We start from the raw sequence: 21,237 nt of genomic DNA on the forward strand, positions 1-21,237 counted from the left end.
TTAATTTTATTGCTTATCAGTCTGCCTGGATTTTTACAAACTGTTCCTGCATATAGGAATAAACCTCATCGGAAACATTTGCAAATACATAGCATTTGTCAAGATACTCGTCACTCGGGAAGATGAATTCGTTTTTCTTTGCGTCTTCATCAATGTAATCGTCATATGCCACCTGATTGGGTGTTGCATAGTTGAGATATTCAAAGTTTGCGGCGGCAATTTCAGGATCCTGCATAAAGTTGATGAACTTCTCTGCATTTTCCTTGTTTTTACTGCATTTCGGAATACACATTGCGTCATAGAAAAGGTTTGAGCCGTCCTTTGGCATTGCGTAGTCAAGATCCTCGTTGTTATCAATCATTGTCATAATGTCGCCTGCGTAGTACGGAGCAATTGCCGACTGGCTGTTTTCCATTTCAGTAAATACCTGATCCATTACATATTTTTTAAGGAGAGGCTTCTGCTCTTTAAGTTTAGCGGCGGCTTTGTCAACATCTTCCTTGGTGCAGTTAGCAGGATTAATGCCCTCAAGCTGCATTGCAATTGCCATTGCATCACGGCTGTTGTTAAACATAAGAATCTGACCTGAAAGGTCTTTGTTCCAAAGTGCGTCCCATGAATCGGGCTTTGTTTTAACCTTTGTTTTGTCATAAACCATACCTGTTACGCCCCAGCTGTAGCATACGGTATATTTACCTTCGGGATCGCAGGCAAGCTTTTTGAAACGATCCATAAGATTGTCGTAGTTAGGAATATTGTCAAAGTTAAGCTCCAACAGCATATCCTCATCAATCATTCTGCTGATCATATATTCGGACGGAATGACAACATCATAGCTTACATTACTGTTTTTCAGCATATTGTAAAGCTCTTCGTTGGTTTCATAGGTTGTGTAGTTTACCTTGATGTTGGTGCGTTTTTCAAACTCCTTGATAATGTCGAGTGAGTCATCTTCGCCGTTTGAAATGTACTCGCCCCAGTTGTAAACATTAACTTCTCCTGCGTCAGCTGAGTCAGCCGAAGCGCTTCCGCCACAGCCTGAAAGGCAAGCCGCACATGTTGCCGTCATTGCAGATGCAAGGACAATGCTGATGATTCTTTTCATTTCTCAATCTCCCTTTAATAAAATTTTTAAAATCAAGTTCTCTTTTTCTGCACCTTTTCTTCGTGTCTGTCACGCAGATTAATAATAACCATAACAATGAGTACAGCAAGGAAAAGCAGTGCGGAAAGAGCGTTGATTTTCGGTGAAATTCTCCTGTGAGTCATCGAGTAAATTTCAATAGAGAGGTTCTGGAATTTTGCACCTCTTGTGAAATATGTTATGATGAAATCGTCAAGAGAATATGTAAAACTCATGAGCAGACCCGAGAAAATACCCGGCATAAGCTCGTGAATAATTACCTTGTAAAATGCCTGCCATTGGTTACAGCCAAGGTCAAGGGCGGCATCGTAAATGCTCTGATCCATTCGTTTGATTCTCGGCATAACATTAAGCACAACAAACGGAACACAAAAGCATATGTGCGAAATTAAAACCGTGAAAAATCCCATTTCAAAGTTAAAGATAACTCCGAGAGTCGTAAACAAAAGCATGAGAGAAACACCCATTACTATGTCAGGGCTGATGATCGGAATGTTTGACGCATTCTGAATAAGCATTCTTTTTTTGCCCTTGAAATTGCTGATGCCGATTGCGGCGGCAGTTCCGAGGATTGTTGCAAAAACAGATGCAAGAACGGCAATAATAACAGTGTTCCACAATGCGTTCATAATATTGTCGTCACGAAAAAGCTGTACATACCATTTGAATGTAAATCCTTTCCAGACGGTAGTTTTTCCGTTGTTGAAGGAATAGAAGATAAGTACGGCAATGGGCGAATAAAGGAAAATAAGCAGGATTGCAATGTAAATTTTTGAAAGAATACCTGTTTTCTTTTTCATTATGCAATCGCCTCCTCATCACCGAACAAGTTCATGATTATCAGGAACACGAAAATAAAAATCATTAGTATCAATGAAATTGCCGAACCCGTGTTTTGGTCTGTCCAGAATATTTTTTCAATGACATCACCAATCATAATGTCATCCGGACCGCCGAGATACTGTGCAACCAGGAATGTGCTTGCACTCGGAACAAATACCATTGTCACACCCGAAATAATTCCGGGAACGCTGAGCGGTGCGACAACCTTTCTAAATACGGTAAAGTTGTTTGAACCGAGATCCTGCGCCGCCTCAATAAGACCGTTGTCAATCTTGCTCATAACGGTGTAAATCGGCAGAACCATAAACGGAAGATATTCATACACCATTCCGAGAATTACCGCACCCGTGTTGCCGATGTAGGTTGAATGAATACCCAAAAGCGAGAGCATCATATCAATCGGACCGTTGTCCTGCAAAAGCGTTACCCATGCGTAGATTCTTAGCAGAAAGTTCATCCACATAGGAATCATAAGCAACATAATGAGCGTGTTCTGGGTTGATTCTTTCATTCTCGTGAGAAGGTATGCAAGCGGATATGCAAGTACAAGACAGATTGCCGTTGAAATAAGCGCAATCCAAAGTGATTTTACAAAAATGTTTGTGTAGTAAAACGCATTTGTAAATGCCTGAAACGAAAAATTACCGTTCTTGTCGGTAAAGGCGGTAAAGCCGATCATAATAATCGGAATCATTGTGAAAACAACCATCCAGATTATGTAGGGAATAGAGGGCTTGCGTGATTTCATTTATCAGCCCTCCTTTTCCGAAAACTCTGAGATTACCTCAAACCGAGCCTTTGAAAAGTTGAATGAAAGCGGAACATAGGTTGCAACCTGCTCGTCCGTATCGCTGAGCATAAGCCACTTTCTTTCGTCCGATTCAAGAATGATTTCGTTGTGTTCACCCTTGTAAACTACGGATTCAATGTACAAATCCTTTAAATCGCCCACGCCGTCGCCTGCAAGCGAAAGAGCGTCGGGCGGCAGAGTGATTTTTAGCTTTGTACCTTCTTCATAGTATTTATCGGGAACGGTAACGGTTTCGCCCTCAAGCTCAAATTCAAAGGAATTGTCATTCTGATTTGCGTATGTAACGGTTGTCTCAATAACATTATCGTAAAACGGAAGAAGCTTGTTCATAATCTGAATGTTGAACGGGATAACCCTCATACCGATTTTGCTTCCGATTTCAGCCGATTCGGTGGAGTGGATAAGAATTTCACACTTTCCGCATCTTACGCTCATCTCATAGTGAACGCCCTTGAAGGTTGTGTTCTCAACAGTTCCGACAAGCTGACCGTCCTCGGGAGAGGTAACTTCAATATCCTCGGGACGGATGACAACATCAACAGGAGTATTCCTGCCGAATCCTTTGTCAACACATTCAAGCTCTTTGCCGAGAATTTGAATTCTGCAGTCATCAAGCATAATTCCGTTGAGAATATTTGCCTCACCGATAAAGTCTGCAACAAATGCGTTCACAGGCTCGTTGTATATATCCTCGGGAGAACCAATCTGCTCGATTACACCGTTGTTCATAACAACAACACGGTCGCTCATGGTCAGAGCCTCTTCCTGATCGTGAGTAACATATATAAATGTTTTCTGAGTTTTCTGCTGAATCTCCTTAAGCTCAAGCTGCATACTCTTACGCAGTTTAAGATCAAGAGCACCGAGAGGCTCGTCAAGCAGAATGATTTCGGGATCGCACACAAGCGCTCTTGCAATTGCAACACGCTGCTGCTGACCGCCCGAAAGCTTTGCAACGGAACGCTTTTCATAACCCTTGAGGTCAACGGTTGCAAGCATATCGGTTACACGCTTTTTTATTTCATCTTTCGGCATCTTTTTAAGCTTGAGTCCGAAAGCCACATTATCAAAAACATTGAGGTGGGGAAACAAAGAATATTTCTGGAATACCGTGTTTACATTTCTTTTATTCGGAGGAGTTCCGTTAATTCTTTTGCCACCGAAAATGACATCGCCGCTGTCGGGTTCAACAAAACCGCCGATGATGCGCAGGGTTGTGGTTTTACCGCAGCCTGACGGACCGAGAATAGTTACAAATTCCTTTTCATTTATATCAAGGTTGATGTGGTTAAGAATTACCTCACCGTCAAATTTGATGAAAATATCCTTGAGTGAAACTATTGTTTTCTTTGATGTCTGTTCCATTTATGCACCCCTGTTCCGTTGTGATAACAGTAAAATCTGTAAAAAATAAAGCGGATTGTGTCAGCCTGAAAAATGCAGGCGAACACAGTCCGCTCTGCCGTTTCTGCAAAGACATAACCATGATGCTCAGAATTTTTGAACAGAAAAATAAGACGGCTGTGTCGCCCCGTCCTTTTTCTTTACACAAAATCCTTATTAACCGCTTAAAAGCGATTGCACGCAATACAATTTAAATTTTCCGAAATGTCACCCGTCACATAAGCATCAGGGGACAACTGCTCTTTGATTATATTCTAAATGCACAAAAATGTCAATCAATATCGTGTAAAAAGAAAATCAAATTTGCATTACTAATATTCTTTTAAAGAAGTAAAGTTCATACAGAGTCAGAAAAGGTTAAATATAATGCTTTTTGGTGCAAAATTATTGTTAAAAAATTTTTACAACCGTGTAATCTGCACAAAAAACAGCCCTCGAATTTGTAACATAAAGTATGTACTTTTTTGGTGAAATTTGTTATAATGAAATCGAGAATTTTATGAAAGGATGTTTTCCCTATGAAGAAAGCAAAAAAGATTGCAAGTCTTGTTGTTGCGTCTGCGCTTCTGACATCTTCTTTTGCGGCAATTACCTCCGTAAATGCTGCCGAGGTTGATTCCGCACAGACTGCATCTGCCGACAGTACCCTTCGTGATAAGGTCGGCGACGGTGTTATGCTCCACGCATTCAACTGGTCTTACAATACAATCAAAGAAAACCTTCCCGCAATTGCAGCGGCAGGATACACAACAGTTCAGACTTCTCCCGTTCAGCAGCCAAAGGACTACTCAACCTCAGGCGATGTAACAGGTCAGTGGTGGAAGCTTTATCAGCCGATCAGCTTCCATATTGCAGAGGAGTCATGGCTCGGCACAAAGGACGATCTTAAATCACTTTGTGATGAGGCTGACAAATACGGCATCAAAATCATCTGCGATATCGTTTCAAACCATATTGCAAATGCCGATGAAGCTAGGCCGGAGACTGTGAGCAATCAGGTTAAAAAATATGAGCCTGAGTTCTATAAGAAAAGAAAAACCTACACCCGTACGTACAAAGGCGATGCAAACGACAGTTCGGTTCAGGCAGTTGTTCAGGGTCATGTTTCAAAGTGTCCTGACCTTGTAACAAACGATACTGCTGTTCAGGGATACATTATCAATCTCCTCAAGGAATGCATCGACTGCGGTGTTGACGGTTTCCGTTTTGATGCCGCAAAGCATATTGAAACAGAGGATGACGGCGAGTATGCGTCTGATTACTGGAAAAATATAACAACCTCGGCTTCTTCTTACTACACACAGAAAACAGGCGATGACCTCTACATCTACGGTGAAATTCTTAACAACTGCGGTGCAGACAGAAGCTACTCCTCATACACCAAGTATATCAATGTTACTGACAACAGAACGGGCGACGCAGTGCTTTACAATGTCACAAGGGGTAAGGCAAGCACAGCTACCAATGCGAAATACAAATCAGGTGTTGCAGCGTCAAATGCAGTTCTCTGGGCAGAAAGCCACGATACATACGAGGGCAGCTCGGGTTCATCGGGATTCTCAAACACTGCCGATGTTTCGGATGAAAATGTTGTAAAGGCATGGGCAATCGTTGCATCAAGAAAAGATTCAACAGCACTTTTCTTTGCCCGTCCGGGAACAGCTCTCATGGGTAACATTTCAACGGATTCAACTTACAAGAGCACAGCTGTTTCCGAAATTAACAAGTTCCACAACCTTTTTGTAGGTCAGTCTGAAAAGCTCGGTTCTTCAGGCGACATTGCTTATGTTGCAAGAGGCACAAGCGGTATCGTTCTTTCAAATTGTAAAGGTACAAACGCAAGCGTAAGTATTTCCGGCACAGGTCTTGCAGACGGCAAATATACGGATACGGTTTCAGGTGCTGAGTTTACGGTTGCAAACGGCGTTCTCACGGGTTCAATCGGTAACACGGGTGTTGCTGTTGTTTACAACGGTACAACAACCCCGAAGGCAATAAACTCTGTTGAAAGCGGTTCGTTCAGGGGCGACACAATGACCCTTACACTCAGTCTTGAAAACGCAACATCGGGTACTTACTGTCTTGATGATTCAACTCCTGTTAAGTTTACGGGTACAACATCAATCCGCATCGGTTCAGATTATAAGCCGGGCGAAACAATCAATCTCACAGTTACGGCAACCGACGGTGTAAAGACCTCTTCAGTGGTTTATAAGTACGCAAAGAGTACCGCTCAGGAATCGGGAGTGTATGTATTCTTCAACCCTGCTAACAAGAAGGGCTGGTCAGCACCTTACCAGGTTTACATCTTTGATGAAACCACAAACAAGGGTACTGTTTACAAGAATGCAAACTGGCCCGGCGAAGCAATGACTCTTGATCCTGCAACAGGTTACTATTACTACGAAGTTCCGAAGTCATCAAGTATTTCAGCTGATGAGGATGATGAAAATCAGGCTGCGTCGGATTTTGACCTTTCAACTTCAGCCAACACAAGAGTAATCATCTCTGAAAAAGGCGGCGAGCAGTATCCGGGCAGAACAGGTACACCTATCAGCCTCAACGGTTCATCAAAGGCATTCTCGCTTACAAAGGCAGGTACATGGGAGGATACAACTCTTACACCTACAAAGGTTGAGATTGAGGCTACTGATGTTACAAAGGGTTCTGCAGCAGAACCTACAACAAAGCCTGTTCCGTCAACTCAGCCTACAACCGCACAGCCCGCAACAGAGCCTTCGGGCAATGCTGTTTACGGTGATGTAAACGGTGACGGTGACATTACAGTCGTTGACGCTACACTCGTTCAGAAACATGTCGTTCAGCTTGAAACACTTTCGGCTGACAAGCAGATTCTTGCTGATGTTAATGGGGATAATACAATCTCTGTTGTTGACGCAACATTGATTCAGAAGTACGTTGTTCAGCTCAAAGACTGGGGCCGCACGGGTGATGTTTATCAGGCAGAACAGCCTACAACACCTGAGCCGACTACCGCTGAGCCTACAACCGTAAAGCCGACTGCACAGCCTACAACAAAGCCTGCTGACACATACACTCTTTACTTCAAGACTAAGCTTGGCTGGATGACATCTGACGGTGTTTCACTCTTTGCTTATGACCTTGACACAGGCGTAAGCTATCAGTTTGAGCAGGATACAGACGCTTACCCGAATGTTTACACAGTTGAAGTTCCTGCAACAGTTTCAAATGTCAGCGTTTATCGTTCTCTTTCAGAGGTTGACGAAAAGCCTGTAGGCGGTGATGACGGTAATGTTTACAATTGCTGGAATGCAACAGTTTCAAAGACAAACAACTGCATCACACTCAGCAATGACGAAGCTGTTTCAACAGCTCCGTATGTTCCGGAGCAGAAGCCTGCATTCACACTTTCAAGAGTTTACTTTGATAACTCAAAGGCACACTATACTGATGTTTATATCTACGGTTGGGCAGAGAGCGGACTCGGCAACGCAGCAGCTCACATGAATAAGATTGCAGGTACAGATATCTGGTACTACGATTTTGACACACCGCTCAGCCCCGGTTCAAACTGTTTCCTCTTTAAGGACACAGAATCAACATGGAAAACACAGACAAGCGACTTGACAGTTGCTGACGGTAAGAACTGTTTCCGTGCAAATCCGGGTTCAAAGTCCGGCGGTGTCTGGGTAAGCTATTCAGAATAACAGAACTACAGAACAACCTTTTCTTAATATTCTGCTAACAGCAAAGCATTCCCTCCGATAAAATTCGGGGGGAATGTTACTTTTAATATGATTTTACTTGAAAAAGAATGTAATATACAGTATTATATTAGGAGTATTAAACCGAAATTTAAGTGAATTTATGGACGGGAATTTATGAAAACAGAGCAGATTTTTCAGGAATTTGAACAAAGGCTTGAAAAAGAATATTACGCACAGCTTGCAAGCAAAGAAATTCTGACTGTTCCTTTGCTTATTGAGATTTTTCTTGACGATGATTACGCAAATGCTCACTGGGCGGAACAGGTTCTTGAGTATATTTGCGAAGTAAATCCGAAACTTGTCTATCCGTTCTTTGAATTTGTTGCCAAAGGTCTTGACAACTGCAACGGCTTTCTTGCGTGGAATACCTGGAAGATGATTACAAAGCTTTTGCCGACTGACACGGAAAATAAATTTGAAAGCGTAAAAGAAAGGTTTTACGACGCACTTGCTTCAAAAACACCGGCAGAATTTTCCATAGCCTGTGATTGTGCCGTGTCTGTTTTCATTAACAAAGCGGATGAACAGAAAAAATTGCTTGATATTTTGAAGAAATCCGCTGAACACAAGTTTTACATTGGCGATACCGAAATTGAAAACAGCGGAGAGATAGCCAAAGAAAAAGTACAGATATTTCTTGAAAGAATAATGAACTATAAAACAAAAACGGAGAACAATTGTTAACTGATATAATCCCCTTAAAGCAGACTCTTGAAAAACATGGTTTTCAGGGAATGCTTTAAGGGGAGATTTTTTATGTGAAAAAGAAGAAAAAAGTACGGTGCTGAAACGGGATAAAGACAACTGTTAAATCATATTTTCGGATTTGACAATACCATGTTACAAAAAATCCGCAGACGGTAAAATCTGCGGATAAAATGTTTAAAATTATAATTAAAATGCCTCTATAAGCGGATTGACTGCACCCGGCTGTATTTTTTCGGGATGGTCAATATATTCGATTGCCTTGCCGCAACCGTTGATAACGCAGTCAGCGGCGGCTTTGTGAACTCTTACTTTCAGCTTTGTGGATTCGCTGAGAAGCCTTGCAAATCCCGTCAGCTTGGCAAGACCGCCTGTCAAAATTATACCGTCAGTGTAGATGTCACCGACAAGCTCGGGCGGAGTCTGTTCAAGCACATCTTTAATTGCCCTGATAATGTTAAGCGCAATATCCTCGATTACAGGCTTGATTTCGGCATAGCCAACATCAATAAATTTGGGCAGACCGCTTACGGCATCTCTGCCTTTAACTCTGAAAAGCTTAGGCTCTTTCGGAATTTTTACACAGCCAACAGCCTTTTTGCAGGCCTCTGCCATGTTTGTGCCGATAATCAGGTTATGCTCTTTTCTGATGTATTTAACGATTTCTTCGTCCATTGCACAGCCTGCCGACTTTATGCACTTGGAAACCGAAATTCCGCCGAGAGAAAGCACGGCAATATCTGCCGTACCGCTGCCGACATCTGCAATCAGAATACCGTGAGGACTTGTTATGTCGAGCGAACAGCCCATTGCCGCCGCTTTTGGTGCTTCAATAAGATACACCTTGCGAACACCGATTGAGCTTACTGCGTTTACAACAGCTCTTTTTTCAACCTCGGTAACCTCACTCGGGATTGATGCAACAACCCTCGGCATAGTCACCTTTGACGGACTGACCTCTTTTATAAGAATTGAAACCATATCCTCAACAAGTTCGGAGCGTGAAATAACACCGTCATCAATCGGGTGCATTGCTCGTATGCCTGCAGGCGTTTTGCCAATCATCTTATAAGCCTCGTTGCCGACGCCGACAATGTCGTAGGTGTCAACATCAAACGCAACAACGCTTGCCTCATCAAGCACTATTCCTTTATTTTCAATAAAAACTCTTGTTCTGTCAGAACCGAGATCAACAGCTATATCCATTTTAATCACTCCAATGCTATATCAGCAGAGATGTGCAAAGCGTACAGCAACAAATCTCGCCGCATTTGCACTTGTTAAGTATTCTTGCACATTCGCCAAGCGTACTGCCTGTTGTAATAATGTCGTCAATAATCAGTATTCGCTTGCCTTTGATTAAATTCTTGTCAATCGGCGAGTAAACACCTATAACATTTTTTGCCCTTTCAGCCGCTTTTATGCTGTGCTGGGTTTTATTTTTCTTTGTTTTGACAAGCAGGTCGGCATACTCAATGCCGAGAATCCTTGCACATTCCTTTGCAAGCAACTCAGCCTGATTGTATCCACGCTTTCTGAGAGTATCCTTGTGCATCGGCACACAGGTGACAAGGTCAAATTCCCTGTCACGGTAAACATCTTTTATTGAACGAACCATTTCGTGTGAAAGCAATTCGGCATATGCACCGCAGTTGTGAAATTTAAAGTTAAGAACTGCCCTGCGGAAAATTCCGTCATAGGGGAAAGGAGAGGTGCAGATGTACCCTCCCGTTGCATATCGTACAAGCGGCATTTCGGGAAATTCTTTTCTGCATTTGTCACAACAGCTTTTGTTCGGTTCAATAACCCTTCCGCAGTACGGACAACGAACCGTAAAGAAAAATCCTTTTATCGTGCCGAAAACTTTCTTAATAAAGTGTGTCATCTCTCAGTAAAAATTCTTTAAGACCGCTGTACCGTTTTGTACGGCGGTTATTGTTTACCATATATTCAACGGTTGACGGATTGCCGACAAGCACAAGCGTTTTCTTCGCCCTTGTAACAGCGGTGTAGAGCAGATTTCTGTAGTAAAGCTGAGGAGGACCCGAAAACATCGGTATAATAACTGCGTCAAATTCATTGCCCTGACTTTTATGCACCGTGATTGCGTAGGCAAAATCAAGGTCGCCCGCAAATTCAAAGGTGTATCTTGCAATCTTGTCAAAAAATTTAACGACAAGCGATTTTGTCTTTCTGTCAATCTTTGTGATGATTCCTATGTCACCGTTGAAAATTCCTTCGCCCGTTTCGCCGTTTTCACGAAACCAGCGAATATCATAGTTGTTTTTTATCTGCATAACCTTGTCGCCTGTACGAAAGGTTTTTGAACCGATTGTGATTTCCGCCTTATCGTCATCCTTCGGATTTAGCGCCGCCTGCAATTTGTGGTTAAGCTCGGCAGTTCCGAGTTCACCTTTTTTGGACGGAGCAAGCACCTGAATGTTTTCAAACGGAGAATATCCGTATGCCTTTGGCAGACGATTTGCACAAAGGTCAGCTATTACCGCTGAAACTTCTGATTTATTGTTTCTTTGAAGAAAGAAAAAGTCCTTGTCGGCGGAATTAAGAATGGGTATTTCACCGTTCACAATCTTATGTGCGTTTGTGACAATAAGACTCTGCTGTGCCTGACGGAAAATTTCATTCAACCGTACAACGGGAATAAGTCCGCTTTCGATAAGATCGCCGAGCACATTACCCGGACCTACGGAGGGGAGCTGGTCGGAGTCGCCTACAAGAATAAGTCTGCATCCTGTGGAAAGCGCTCTCATAACGCTTTCCATAATGAATGCGTCTACCATTGAAACCTCGTCAACAATCAATGCGTCGCATTTCAGCTGATTGCGTTCGTTCTTGTTGAAAACGGGGTTGTCATGTTTATCCCAGCTGACCTCAAGCAGTCTGTGCAGAGTTTTTGCCTCATCGCCCGTGAGCTCGCTCATTCGTTGAGCAGCTCTGCCTGTGGGGGCAGAAAGCAAAACAGTTTTGCCGTTTGCTTTCATTATTTTTATTATAGCATTGAGGGTTGTCGTTTTTCCTGTACCGGGGCCGCCCGTCAGAACAAGCATACCCTCGGTAAGTGCCATAGTGATTGCTTTCTTTTGCAAATCGGCATATTCGATTCCGTCCTCTTTTTCACATTTTTCAATCGCCTTGTCAATGTTTTTAATTTTCTCTGACGGAAATTTAAGCAACATTTTTATTCTTGACGCTATGTACATTTCGCAGAGGTGAACATTGGGGGGAAACACAAATTTTTTGCCGTCAATCTTATCCTCGATAAGCGAACGGTCAAACAGCATTTCTTCCATGCACTCCGAAACCTTTTCACCGTCAATTCCGAGAAAATCGGTTGAAACCTTCAGCAGCTTTTCCTTTGGCAGACAGGTGTGACCGTTTCGCTCGTTGTGATGAAGAATGTGTACGATTCCTGCACGCATACGGACATTTGAATCGGGTTCTAATTTTTCTTTTTTAGCAATAAAATCCGCACTCTCAAACGATACCCCAAAATCACCCTGACAGAGAATGTACGGATTTTTCTTGATTAAATCGACACAGCTCGGACCGTAAGCGTTGAAAATTTTGACCGATGCGGTGTTTGAAATTCCGTACTCGCCGAGAAAAAGCATGAGTGTTCGCACGCCTGTGTTCTGCTTTAACTGCTTTGAAAAATCCTCGGCTTTTTGCGAAGAAATTCCTTTCAGCATTGCAACTCTTTCAGGCTGATTTTCAAGCACATCAAGCGTTGCCTCGCCAAATTCCTTTACAAGCCTTTGTGCGGTCTGAGTGCCGATTCCCTTGATAGCTCCGGATGACAGATAACGCAGAATATCAGCCGCCTCGGTAGGTCTGCTGATTTCGCAAATCTGCACGGCAAACTGTCTGCCGTAGCTCGGATGATTTGTATATTTGCCGGTAAGCTTTACAACATCACCCGACGACACCTGTGGCATAATTCCGACAGCGGTCAAATAATCGTCACCGTCAGCAAGCTCAATTACCGTGTAGCCGTTTTCATCGTTTCGGAAAACCACGCTTTCAATTGCTCCCTCAAGCTGAAGAAGATTGTCGTTGTTCATCAAAACTTACTCCTCAAATCTTTTTGTGAGTTCGCCGAGAGTAATTTCGTAGCCCGCTCTTTCGTAGTCAAGGTAATCCGTACACGGCTTGAAGCCATCCGTATTTTTTGAAATCTGCAAAGCAATGTATTCAAGAAAATGCGGATTTTTAATCATAATAGGACCTGTAACATGAGTAGCAAAAAGGTTCTTGTCCTTCAAACCTTCCGCTTTTGCGTTTTCGTAGTCACCGAGTCCGTGTTTAACAGTGAAAAGATGATTCTCAATACCTTTAATTTCACTGCACTTGTTTACGAAGCCGACAATCGGTTTTGTGAGAATGTCAGATGTATAAACAATATCGCCTGTAATTCTGCGTTTGTTCTGCTCGGTAACTGTAAAATCATAAATTCCGAGTCCGTCAAAAACCTTGCCGTCAGAGTCTGTAATTGTTTTTCCGAGCATTTCAAATGAGTTGCCCGTCATAAGAATCACCTTGCCGCTGTTGATGTATTCAACAAGAAAATCCTTGTACTTTTTAAAATCCTGCAAAACAAGCTTCTGATTTTTTTCTGTACCAGAACCGATGTAGATAAAATCGTAATCGCCCAGGTCGGCATTGTCAAACAGGGTAAGCCTGTCGGTTGTAAATTTTACACCGCTCTTTTCAAGCATTCTTTCAAGTGCAGAAACATTGGCATATTCTCCGTACAGGTTCATTATATCGTGATACAAATGAAGAATTTTCATAATCAGTCCACCTTTACCTTTTCAAGAAATTTACCCTTGTCCGAGAAACAGGTAATTACATAAATCTTTTCTTTGCGGTCATTGTCAAGATAATCAACGGCTTCTTCAATGTCCTTGATAACCTTGATTTTGTTTCTGTCAACTTTTGAGAAAGAAAATCTTGTTGCAAGGTCGTTGCAATATGTTCCTGCAAGCACAATGTTCTTTACATTGTCGCTTTTGAGAAGGTCAAAGTTGATGTCCCAAAGCCATGAAACATCGCTTGTAAAATACTTTCTGCTGACTGCGTCAACAATAATCAAAACATCGCACTTATCCTTGTCGGATGCGGCAAGCTTGAGTGACTGATTGTACGAAATGCTGTTTTCATGTTTTGATGTAACAAGCGTACCCTTTCTGTTTCCGAGCGTGAATGTTACAACACGGAAGTTTTTAAGAACATAATTGCTCAGGCTCTTTGCAATTGTGTTGCCGTCAACACCTGTGATTGATGCAACGGTAAATGCCGCAAGCAAATTGTAAACATTATAAAGCGATTTGAGTGTAAGTTCAATCTTGTACTTATTGTTGATTGTAATTTCGCCTTTTTCAAGATCGGCAGATGTAACTGTGTAGCTTGTATCCTGTCTTTTAAGACCGCAGTTAGGGCATTCATAGTTGCCTATGTGGTCGTAGTGATAGCTTGAATATGTCATAGGAGATTTGCAGTGAGGGCAATATGCACCGTCATTATAAACACCGACAAACTCCTTTGTATCGGTCGGAAGATTGCCTGCACCGAACCATACAACATTATCCCTGCCGTAGCCAAAGCACGAAACAAGCGGATCATCGGCGTTAAGAATAAGCTGAGTTTCTGGATGAATACTATCCTTTACGGCATTGTAAACCCATTCCGGATGACCGTTTCGTGTGAGCTGGTCACGGTAAAGGTTTGTGATAACATAATGAGTCGGTGTGATGTATTTGAAGGTATATTTTGCAAAGCGTTCGTCACTTTCAATGAGAAGAATATCCGATTTAACCTTGCCCGAAAGAGTACAACTGCCGAGAATAAGAGTTGTAACGCCCTCAATCTGGTTAGAACCCTCTTTGTTCCAGGCAACTTTTTTGCCGCTTTCACAAAGAATATGTGCAATCATCTCAACGGTAGATGTCTTGCCGTTACTGCCTGTTACGGCAACAATATATTTCGGCAGCTCAATTCGTCCGAGAATATCGGGGCAGAGCTTAAGCGCAATCTGTCCCGGCAGACTGCTGCCCTTACCGAGCAATCCTCCGACAAATTTCAGAACCTTGCACACAATAATAGTAAATAGTTTTTTCATTTTGCCACTTCCTTAATTAAAGACAACCTGTGTTGCCTCTACATACCTTGTATATATTCTTCATCATTATACCACAATTTTATTTCTTTGAATATATATTCTTAAAATTTTTTGCAAATTGAAACAGCAGGTTGAAAAAATTTTAAAATCCAAAAATAAAAAGCCCGAAATTCGGTCAGCTTGAATTTCGGGCTTTTCTGCAGAGTGCAACCATCCGTTCAACGAGTGGTTTTGATTTTATCTGTACTTTTCTACAAAATCGGCGATAAACTTTTTGAAAACACTTGCCTGTGAAATTCCGATATTTCTGCATATCCCTCTGAATTCCTCAACAAGTTCCTTTGGGGCGGAAAATGAAATTTGACTGTAAACTTTTTGGTTGTATCTGCGTTTTACTTCGGTTGATGTGACGGTTTTTCTTTTTTCTTCCATAATAATTCCTCCTCAAATCAAAACGGAATCTTATAATTTAATCGTTTTTTCTGCAAATCCCATTGATATTTTCAATGTAACTATATTATACAAAAGACCGCTGTCCCATTATCCTCCCTATGAATTTTAAAATTGAATTTTGTTGTCAGTTGAAAAGTAAATTAATTTTTGGATTTACTTGTATTGAAGGTGAGATTATAATATAATAAGCGTTGTTATGTAAATTTTGTTATGTGATTTATTAACGGAGAAAATTATGACTGAAAAAGAAAAAATGCTTAATTCGCAGATGTATAATCCAATGGGCGACAAACAGCTTCGCAATGAACGCTGTTCGGTTAAAAATCTTTGCAGAGAGTACAACAATCTTCCGTTTGAAGATGAAGAGACTCAGAAAATTCTGATAAAGAAAATTGTCGGCAGTACAAAGGAAAATTTCTACATTACCGCTCCGTTCTGGTGCGACTACGGCTACAATATCGAACTCGGTGAGAATTTCTATTCAAACCACAATATGGTGATTCTCGACTGTGCAAAGGTGAAATTCGGCGACAATGTTTTTGTTGCACCAAACTGCGGATTTTACACGGCAGGTCATCCTGTTGATTATCCGAGAAGAAACGCAGGCTTTGAATATGCCTATCCGATTACCGTCGGCGACAATGTGTGGATTGGCGGAGGAGTTCAGGTCATGCCGGGCGTCACAATCGGAAGTAATGTTGTAATCGGCGGCGGAAGCGTTGTTGTAAAGGATATTCCGTCCGACTGCGTAGCCGTGGGGAATCCGTGCAAGCCTATCCGAAAAATCACGGATGAGGATATGAAAACCTGTTTTGACAAAAGTATGAATAAATAACTTCAAGTGAGGATTTTATGGAGCTTAAAAGTAACGAAGAAAAAATTACCCGTGCATTGCTCGTCAGCGTTGACACGGGCGAATATGACGCACAGGCGTCACTTGACGAACTTTTTGAACTTGTAAAAAGTGCGGGAGCAGATCCCGTTTTATCGGTAACGCAGAATCTGCAAAAAATTGAAAAGGGTACTTTTGTCGGCACAGGCAAGCTTGCCGAGATTGCCGAAATCTGCGAATCGCAGGAGATAGATTTGCTTGTGTTCGACAGCGAGCTTTCTCCGACACAGATTAAAAATATCGAGGCTGAAACAGATGTCAGAGTAATTGACCGAACAACGCTTATTCTCGATATTTTTGCCCAGAGAGCAAGGTCAAAAGAGGGTAAGCTTCAGGTTGAGCTTGCACAGCTTAAATATATGCTCCCAAGACTTACGGGCAAAGGTATCGCAATGTCAAGACTCGGCGGCGGTATCGGCACAAGAGGTCCGGGTGAAACAAAGCTCGAAACCGACAGACGACATATCCGCAGAAGAATTGAAAGCCTGAAAGAAGAGCTTTCCGACCTTGAAAAGCATCGTCAGATGTTGCGTTCACGCAGAAAAAAGGACGGTGTAATAACCTGTGCGATTGTCGGGTACACAAACGCAGGCAAGTCAACTCTTATGAACTGCCTTACGGACGCAGGTGTGCTTGCACAGGACAAGCTTTTTGCAACGCTTGATCCCACCTCAAGAGCGTTGAAGCTTCCGAGCGGTGTAACCGTTATGATGATTGACACGGTAGGTCTTGTTCGTAGACTTCCGCACCACCTTGTTGAAGCATTCCGCTCAACCCTTGAAGAGGCGGCACAGTCGGATATTATTCTAAATGTATGCGACGCATCAAGTGACGAGGCAAGAACACATATGCAGGTTACAACCGACTTGCTTGAATCCCTCGGTTGCGGTGACACACCGATTATAACCGTTCTCAACAAGTGTGATTTGCTTGACGAAACTATGCTTGCACAGGACTTTAAAGCCTGTGTTCGCATAAGCGCAAAGAACGGCACGGGTATAGACGAACTTCTTAATGCAATTGAAAACAATCTTCCCGTCAGAATGAAAAGGGTAAAAATTCTTCTGCCGTTTGCTCAGGCAGGTCTTGCAAACGAAATCCGCAACAAAGGCACTCTCATTTATGAAGAATATGTTGCCGAAGGACTTTCGGTTGAGGCTGTTGTTGACGAAGCACTTTATGCTAAACTTGCAAAATATGAATGTGAATGACTTAAAATTTATTTAATTTGACATTCTGTTTTTTGGTTGTTATAATGATATTATGAAAGGAAAATGATATGTCATTCTTTGATATGATTCAATCATTTGACACCTCGGTTCTTGAATTTATTCAGAACACATTTAAATGCTCTTTTCTTGATCCGATTATGGCTTTTTTCAGCTATATGGGTGAAATGGGACTTTTCTGGATTGCAGTCGGCATTGTGTTTATAATTTTTAAAAAAACTCGCTCAATGGGAGTTATGATGCTTGTTGCAATGGCAATCGGATTTCTTGTCGGTGAAATCGGAATAAAAAATCTTATAAACCGACCACGGCCGTTTATGGTGAATATCGATTATTCAGCAAGACCGTCTGAGTTGAATCCCGACTTTGGGCTTAACATAGCCATTCCGTCAGGCAGCAGCTTTCCGTCGGGACACAGCTGTTCGTCACTTGCGGCGGCAACCGTTATGCTCATCAAGGACAAACGATTCGGAATTCCTGCACTTGTACTTGCGCTTTTGATTGTATTCTCAAGACTTTATAACTATGTTCATTATCCGTCAGATGTTCTCTGCGGAATGTTACTCGGTGTGATTTGTGCCGTTGTCGTTGTACTTGTGTTTAAAAAGACAGGTCTTGACAACAGGCTGTCACCGCAAAAGGTTAAAGAAGGCTGATTTTATGAAAAATTACAGATTTGTCGGCAAAACCTCAAAAGAGACTTTTCTCATCAAGGGAATTAATGTTTTCAACGAGCATTGGATTCATGAGGGCAGTTGTGCCACCGTGACAAATCCTCAGAACGGCAAAAGCTATGTATTTTCAAAGTACATAAGCGGAGGAGTTGAGTTTGTTGCGGGAAAGGACGCAAGCGGTTACTGGCTGTTCTTTGTTGAGGTATAAAACTGTAAAATTCTTCAAAAGAATAATATATATTGGGAGTAAATGTTAAAAATGGAAAACGAAAAATTATTGGCAAAAAATCTGTTTGATTACAGCAGGACTATTGCAAAGCCCTTGCTTGAAACCGTTGATTATCCGTGGGAGGCTCTTCCGAAAATCAGCGAATTTATCATTGAACTCGGAAAAACTCTTGATCCCGAAATCTACGAGCAGAGGGGAGAAAATGTGTGGGTTGCAAAAAGTGCAAAGGTTTTTGACTCCGCATATCTCGGCGGACCGCTCATTATCTGCGAAGATGCCGAAATCAGACAGTGTGCTTTTATCAGAGGCAATGCAATTGTCGGCAGGGGCGCAGTTGTAGGCAACTCAACAGAGCTTAAAAATTCAATTCTTTTTGACGGTGTTCAGACTCCGCACTATAACTACATTGGTGACAGTATTCTTGGCTACAAGTCACACACAGGTGCAGGTGTAATCACATCAAACCTCAAGAGTGACAAGAGCCTTGTAACTGTTCTTTGCGACGGCGATAAGGTTGACACAAATGTTAAAAAGTTCGGCGCAATGCTCGGTGACCATGTAGAGGTAGGTTGCAACAGCGTTCTTAACCCCGGTTCGGTAATCGGCAGAAACACCAACATCTATCCGCTTTCATTTGTAAGAGGTTATGTTCCCGAAAACAGCATCTACAAGCGTCTTGGTGAGGTTGCCGAAAAGATTGAATAATATTTATGCATTTGTCGGCAAGCATAATTATTGTGTAGTTTTTATGCGATAAAGGGAAAATAACAGATTTTAAATTTTTGCGTTTTTTTGTTGACAATTGTGATGTTATTTGTTACAATAACCAAGGTTTTGATGACTTTTATCAGAACAATTTTCTGCCGTGTGCAGAAGTTGGATTGTATAAGCCCGTAATACGGACGGGTGTTTCTACAAACTGCCTTAAACAGTTTACTATAATCCCCGTTAAGGGGCGTAGTATTATGTTTTGGCGGTTTTTTTATTCCCCTTAAATGTTACCCACAACAAATAAAGGAGAAAATGATAATGAAAAAGTACGATGTTATTATTGTAGGAGCAGGTCCGGGCGGAATTTTTTCTGCATATGAGCTTGTAACAAACAACTCTGAAATAAAGGTTGCCGTATTTGAAAAAGGTCATCTTCTTGAAAAGAGAAAATGTCCGATTGACGGTGACAAAGTTAAAAATTGCATTTCATGCAAAACCTGTTCCATTATGAGCGGTTTCGGCGGTGCGGGTGCGTTTTCGGACGGCAAGTACAACATAACAAACGATTTCGGAGGCACGCTCTACGAACATATCGGCAAGAAAAAAGCTATTGAGCTTATGGAATATGTTGACAAAATCAATATGAAGTTCGGCGGAGAGGGTACAAAGCTTTATTCCACAGCAGGCACAAGCTTTAAGAAGCTTTGCTTACAGAATAAGCTTAATCTTCTTGACGCATCAGTCCGTCATCTCGGTACGGACATCAACTACATTGTGCTTAAAAATCTTTATGATTACCTTGAAAACAAGGTTGATTTCTACTTTGATACACCTGTTGAAAATGTTGAACTCAAGAACGGCAATGATAAGGAAGGTTATCTTGTTGACACAGCCGATGAAAATTATGAGTGCAAAAAGTGCATTGTTTCAGTCGGCAGAAGCGGCAGCAAGTGGATGGAACATGTTTGTCATAACCTTAACATTCCCACAAAGTCGAATCGTGTTGACATCGGTGTTCGTGTGGAGCTCCCTGCTGCAATCTTTTCACACCTCACAGACGAACTCTACGAAAGCAAGATTGTTTACCGCACAGAACAGTTCGAGGACAATGTGCGTACATTCTGCATGAATCCGAAGGGTTGCGTTGTAAACGAAAACACAAACGGCATTATCACAGTAAACGGTCACAGTTATGAAGACAAGGCAAAGCAGACAGAGAACACAAACTTTGCACTCCTCGTCAGCAAGCATTTTTCAGAGCCTTTCAAGGACAGCAACGGTTATGGTGAAAGCATTGCCCGTCTTAGCAATATGCTGGGCGGTGGTGTAATTGTTCAGCGTTTCGGTGATTTGATTCGAGGTCGCCGAAGCAATCCGAGCAGAATCAAAGAAGGACTTGTTGTTCCGACTCTTGACGCAACACCGGGCGATTTGAGTCTTGTGCTTCCAAAGAGAATCCTTGACGGTATCATCGAAATGATTTATGCTCTTGACAAAATTGCCCCCGGCACAGCCAACGATGACACACTTCTCTACGGTGTTGAGGTCAAGTTCTATAATATGGAAGTTGATGTTGACGAGCATCTCGAGTCGCCCCACAAGGGACTTTATATCATCGGTGACGGCAGCGGTGTTACACATTCACTTTCTCATGCCAGCGCCGGCGGTGTATTCGTTGCAAGGGAAATCTTAGCAAATTAAAAATTGACGGCGAGCCGCCGTTCCCAATTCGTGAAGATAGATTGCATAATAAACAGCATATTATGCCCGAGTGCAAAATTGCAAGTGTTTATGCAGTCTATACTGTAGGGGCGTTCATTGGACGCCTGCATTGATGTAACATTTTGTTTATTCACATAATTTATGATTTAATTAAAAATGTGTATTCATTTGCAGCGGTGAACAAGGTTTGCCGTTGCAAAACAGACGATATCTTTCTGCGACTGCAAACAATAAAAATAACCAAAACCTATTGATTTTATTAATCGGTTATGGTATAATAAGCTCGTTGTAAAGCAGACTGAACAATCAGCTTGTCTTGCAATGGTGTTCTTTTGTACAATATATTTCTTTTTACGAACAAAGAAATGAATAATTTAGTTCAGAATTGCAAGAAGTCAAAAAGCGTGCAATTAAGTGAGCGGCAGGCCCTGTACGATTGGGGTCTGTGAATCATGTCAGGCGGGGAACCGAGCAGCATTAAGCAGTATTGCCGATGCGATGCAGTAAGTCTGTCGTTCACTCATTTGTACGA

Annotated in this window: 17 protein-coding genes, 1 other RNA gene, 1 pseudogene and 1 riboswitch; of the genes and pseudogenes, 9 read left to right on the forward strand and 10 right to left on the reverse strand. The window is 42.1% G+C overall.

Translation table 11 applies throughout. The features are described from left to right. Positions 1–16: 16 nt before the first annotated feature. The 4 genes and pseudogenes from AC2HW8_RS07350 to AC2HW8_RS07365 form a co-directional block, all read right to left on the reverse strand. Positions 17–1,105, reverse strand: coding sequence for an ABC transporter substrate-binding protein (locus AC2HW8_RS07350; RefSeq protein WP_484327359.1), 1,089 nt, complete (start codon positions 1,103–1,105; stop codon positions 17–19). Positions 1,106–1,137: 32 nt separating this feature from the next. Further along, entirely contained in the window at positions 1,138–1,944 is an 807-nt protein-coding gene (locus AC2HW8_RS07355) for an ABC transporter permease (RefSeq protein ID WP_021884045.1), read from the reverse strand. After that, positions 1,944–2,735 carry an ABC transporter permease gene (locus AC2HW8_RS07360; protein ID WP_117524224.1) on the reverse strand — a complete coding sequence of 264 codons (792 nt, stop codon included), beginning with the start codon at positions 2,733–2,735 and terminating at the stop codon, positions 1,944–1,946. The genes AC2HW8_RS07355 and AC2HW8_RS07360 overlap by 1 nt, the downstream gene beginning before the upstream one ends. Positions 2,736–3,119: 384 nt before the next feature. Further along, positions 3,120–4,163, reverse strand: a pseudogene (locus AC2HW8_RS07365) (ABC transporter ATP-binding protein); the annotation flags it as partial. Between the two features lie 557 nt (positions 4,164–4,720). Between AC2HW8_RS07365 and AC2HW8_RS07370 the strand changes: the two are divergent. Together AC2HW8_RS07370 and AC2HW8_RS07375 are read left to right on the forward strand one after the other, a co-directional pair. Continuing rightward, on the forward strand, positions 4,721–7,891 hold the full coding sequence (locus AC2HW8_RS07370; RefSeq protein ID WP_336300739.1) for an alpha-amylase family glycosyl hydrolase: 3,171 nt from the start codon (positions 4,721–4,723) through the stop codon (positions 7,889–7,891). A gap of 174 nt (positions 7,892–8,065) precedes the next feature. Next, positions 8,066–8,635, forward strand: a complete 570-nt coding sequence (locus AC2HW8_RS07375) for a hypothetical protein (protein WP_484320602.1) — start codon at positions 8,066–8,068, stop codon at positions 8,633–8,635. A gap of 210 nt (positions 8,636–8,845) precedes the next feature. Here the strand turns inward: AC2HW8_RS07375 and mreB are convergent, their stop codons facing one another. From mreB to AC2HW8_RS07405, 6 genes are all read right to left on the reverse strand, one after another. Next, positions 8,846–9,862: a rod shape-determining protein gene (gene mreB, locus AC2HW8_RS07380; protein ID WP_015524221.1), complete on the reverse strand. Its 1,017-nt coding sequence runs from the start codon at positions 9,860–9,862 to the stop codon at positions 8,846–8,848. 16 nt (positions 9,863–9,878) lie between these two features. Then, positions 9,879–10,541, reverse strand: coding sequence for a ComF family protein (locus AC2HW8_RS07385; RefSeq protein WP_484327360.1), 663 nt, complete (start codon positions 10,539–10,541; stop codon positions 9,879–9,881). Continuing rightward, positions 10,525–12,738, reverse strand: coding sequence for an SF1B family DNA helicase RecD2 (recD2, locus tag AC2HW8_RS07390; protein ID WP_117971126.1), 2,214 nt, complete (start codon positions 12,736–12,738; stop codon positions 10,525–10,527). The genes AC2HW8_RS07385 and recD2 overlap by 17 nt, the downstream gene beginning before the upstream one ends. A 6-nt stretch (positions 12,739–12,744) precedes the next feature. Beyond that, entirely contained in the window at positions 12,745–13,467 is a 723-nt protein-coding gene (locus tag AC2HW8_RS07395) for a glutamine amidotransferase (protein WP_117979422.1), read from the reverse strand. 2 nt (positions 13,468–13,469) lie between these two features. Beyond that, a complete protein-coding gene (locus AC2HW8_RS07400; protein WP_046433453.1) occupies positions 13,470–14,795 on the reverse strand; it encodes a Mur ligase family protein in 1,326 nt (441 codons plus the stop codon). Between the two features lie 237 nt (positions 14,796–15,032). Next, positions 15,033–15,227 carry a hypothetical protein gene (locus tag AC2HW8_RS07405; protein WP_021884054.1) on the reverse strand — a complete coding sequence of 65 codons (195 nt, stop codon included), beginning with the start codon at positions 15,225–15,227 and terminating at the stop codon, positions 15,033–15,035. Positions 15,228–15,483: 256 nt separating this feature from the next. Here AC2HW8_RS07405 and AC2HW8_RS07410 point away from each other — a divergent pair, with 256 nt between their 5' ends. The 7 genes from AC2HW8_RS07410 (at position 15,484) to ffs (ending at position 21,223) form a co-directional block, all read left to right on the forward strand. Continuing rightward, positions 15,484–16,083: a sugar O-acetyltransferase gene (locus tag AC2HW8_RS07410; RefSeq protein WP_015524216.1), complete on the forward strand. Its 600-nt coding sequence runs from the start codon at positions 15,484–15,486 to the stop codon at positions 16,081–16,083. A 17-nt stretch (positions 16,084–16,100) separates the two neighbouring features. After that, the gene (gene hflX, locus AC2HW8_RS07415) at positions 16,101–17,351 is read left to right on the forward strand and encodes a GTPase HflX (protein WP_021884055.1); all 1,251 of its coding nucleotides are present in this window, start codon (positions 16,101–16,103) and stop codon (positions 17,349–17,351) included. Between the two features lie 68 nt (positions 17,352–17,419). Beyond that, complete coding sequence (locus AC2HW8_RS07420) at positions 17,420–18,025, forward strand: phosphatase PAP2 family protein (protein WP_015524214.1); 606 nt, start codon at positions 17,420–17,422, stop codon at positions 18,023–18,025. Positions 18,026–18,029: 4 nt separating this feature from the next. Then, complete coding sequence (locus tag AC2HW8_RS07425; RefSeq protein ID WP_046433461.1) at positions 18,030–18,251, forward strand: hypothetical protein; 222 nt, start codon at positions 18,030–18,032, stop codon at positions 18,249–18,251. A gap of 51 nt (positions 18,252–18,302) precedes the next feature. Further along, positions 18,303–18,977: an acyltransferase gene (locus AC2HW8_RS07430; RefSeq protein ID WP_021884058.1), complete on the forward strand. Its 675-nt coding sequence runs from the start codon at positions 18,303–18,305 to the stop codon at positions 18,975–18,977. A gap of 156 nt (positions 18,978–19,133) precedes the next feature. Continuing rightward, positions 19,134–19,231: riboswitch (purine riboswitch) on the forward strand. A 70-nt stretch (positions 19,232–19,301) separates the two neighbouring features. Beyond that, positions 19,302–20,684 carry an NAD(P)/FAD-dependent oxidoreductase gene (locus AC2HW8_RS07435; RefSeq protein ID WP_015524211.1) on the forward strand — a complete coding sequence of 461 codons (1,383 nt, stop codon included), beginning with the start codon at positions 19,302–19,304 and terminating at the stop codon, positions 20,682–20,684. 440 nt (positions 20,685–21,124) lie between these two features. Then, positions 21,125–21,223: signal recognition particle sRNA small type (gene ffs / locus AC2HW8_RS07440), an RNA gene on the forward strand. Positions 21,224–21,237 lie beyond the last annotated feature (14 nt).

This window comes from Ruminococcoides sp. (genome assembly GCF_057037865.1).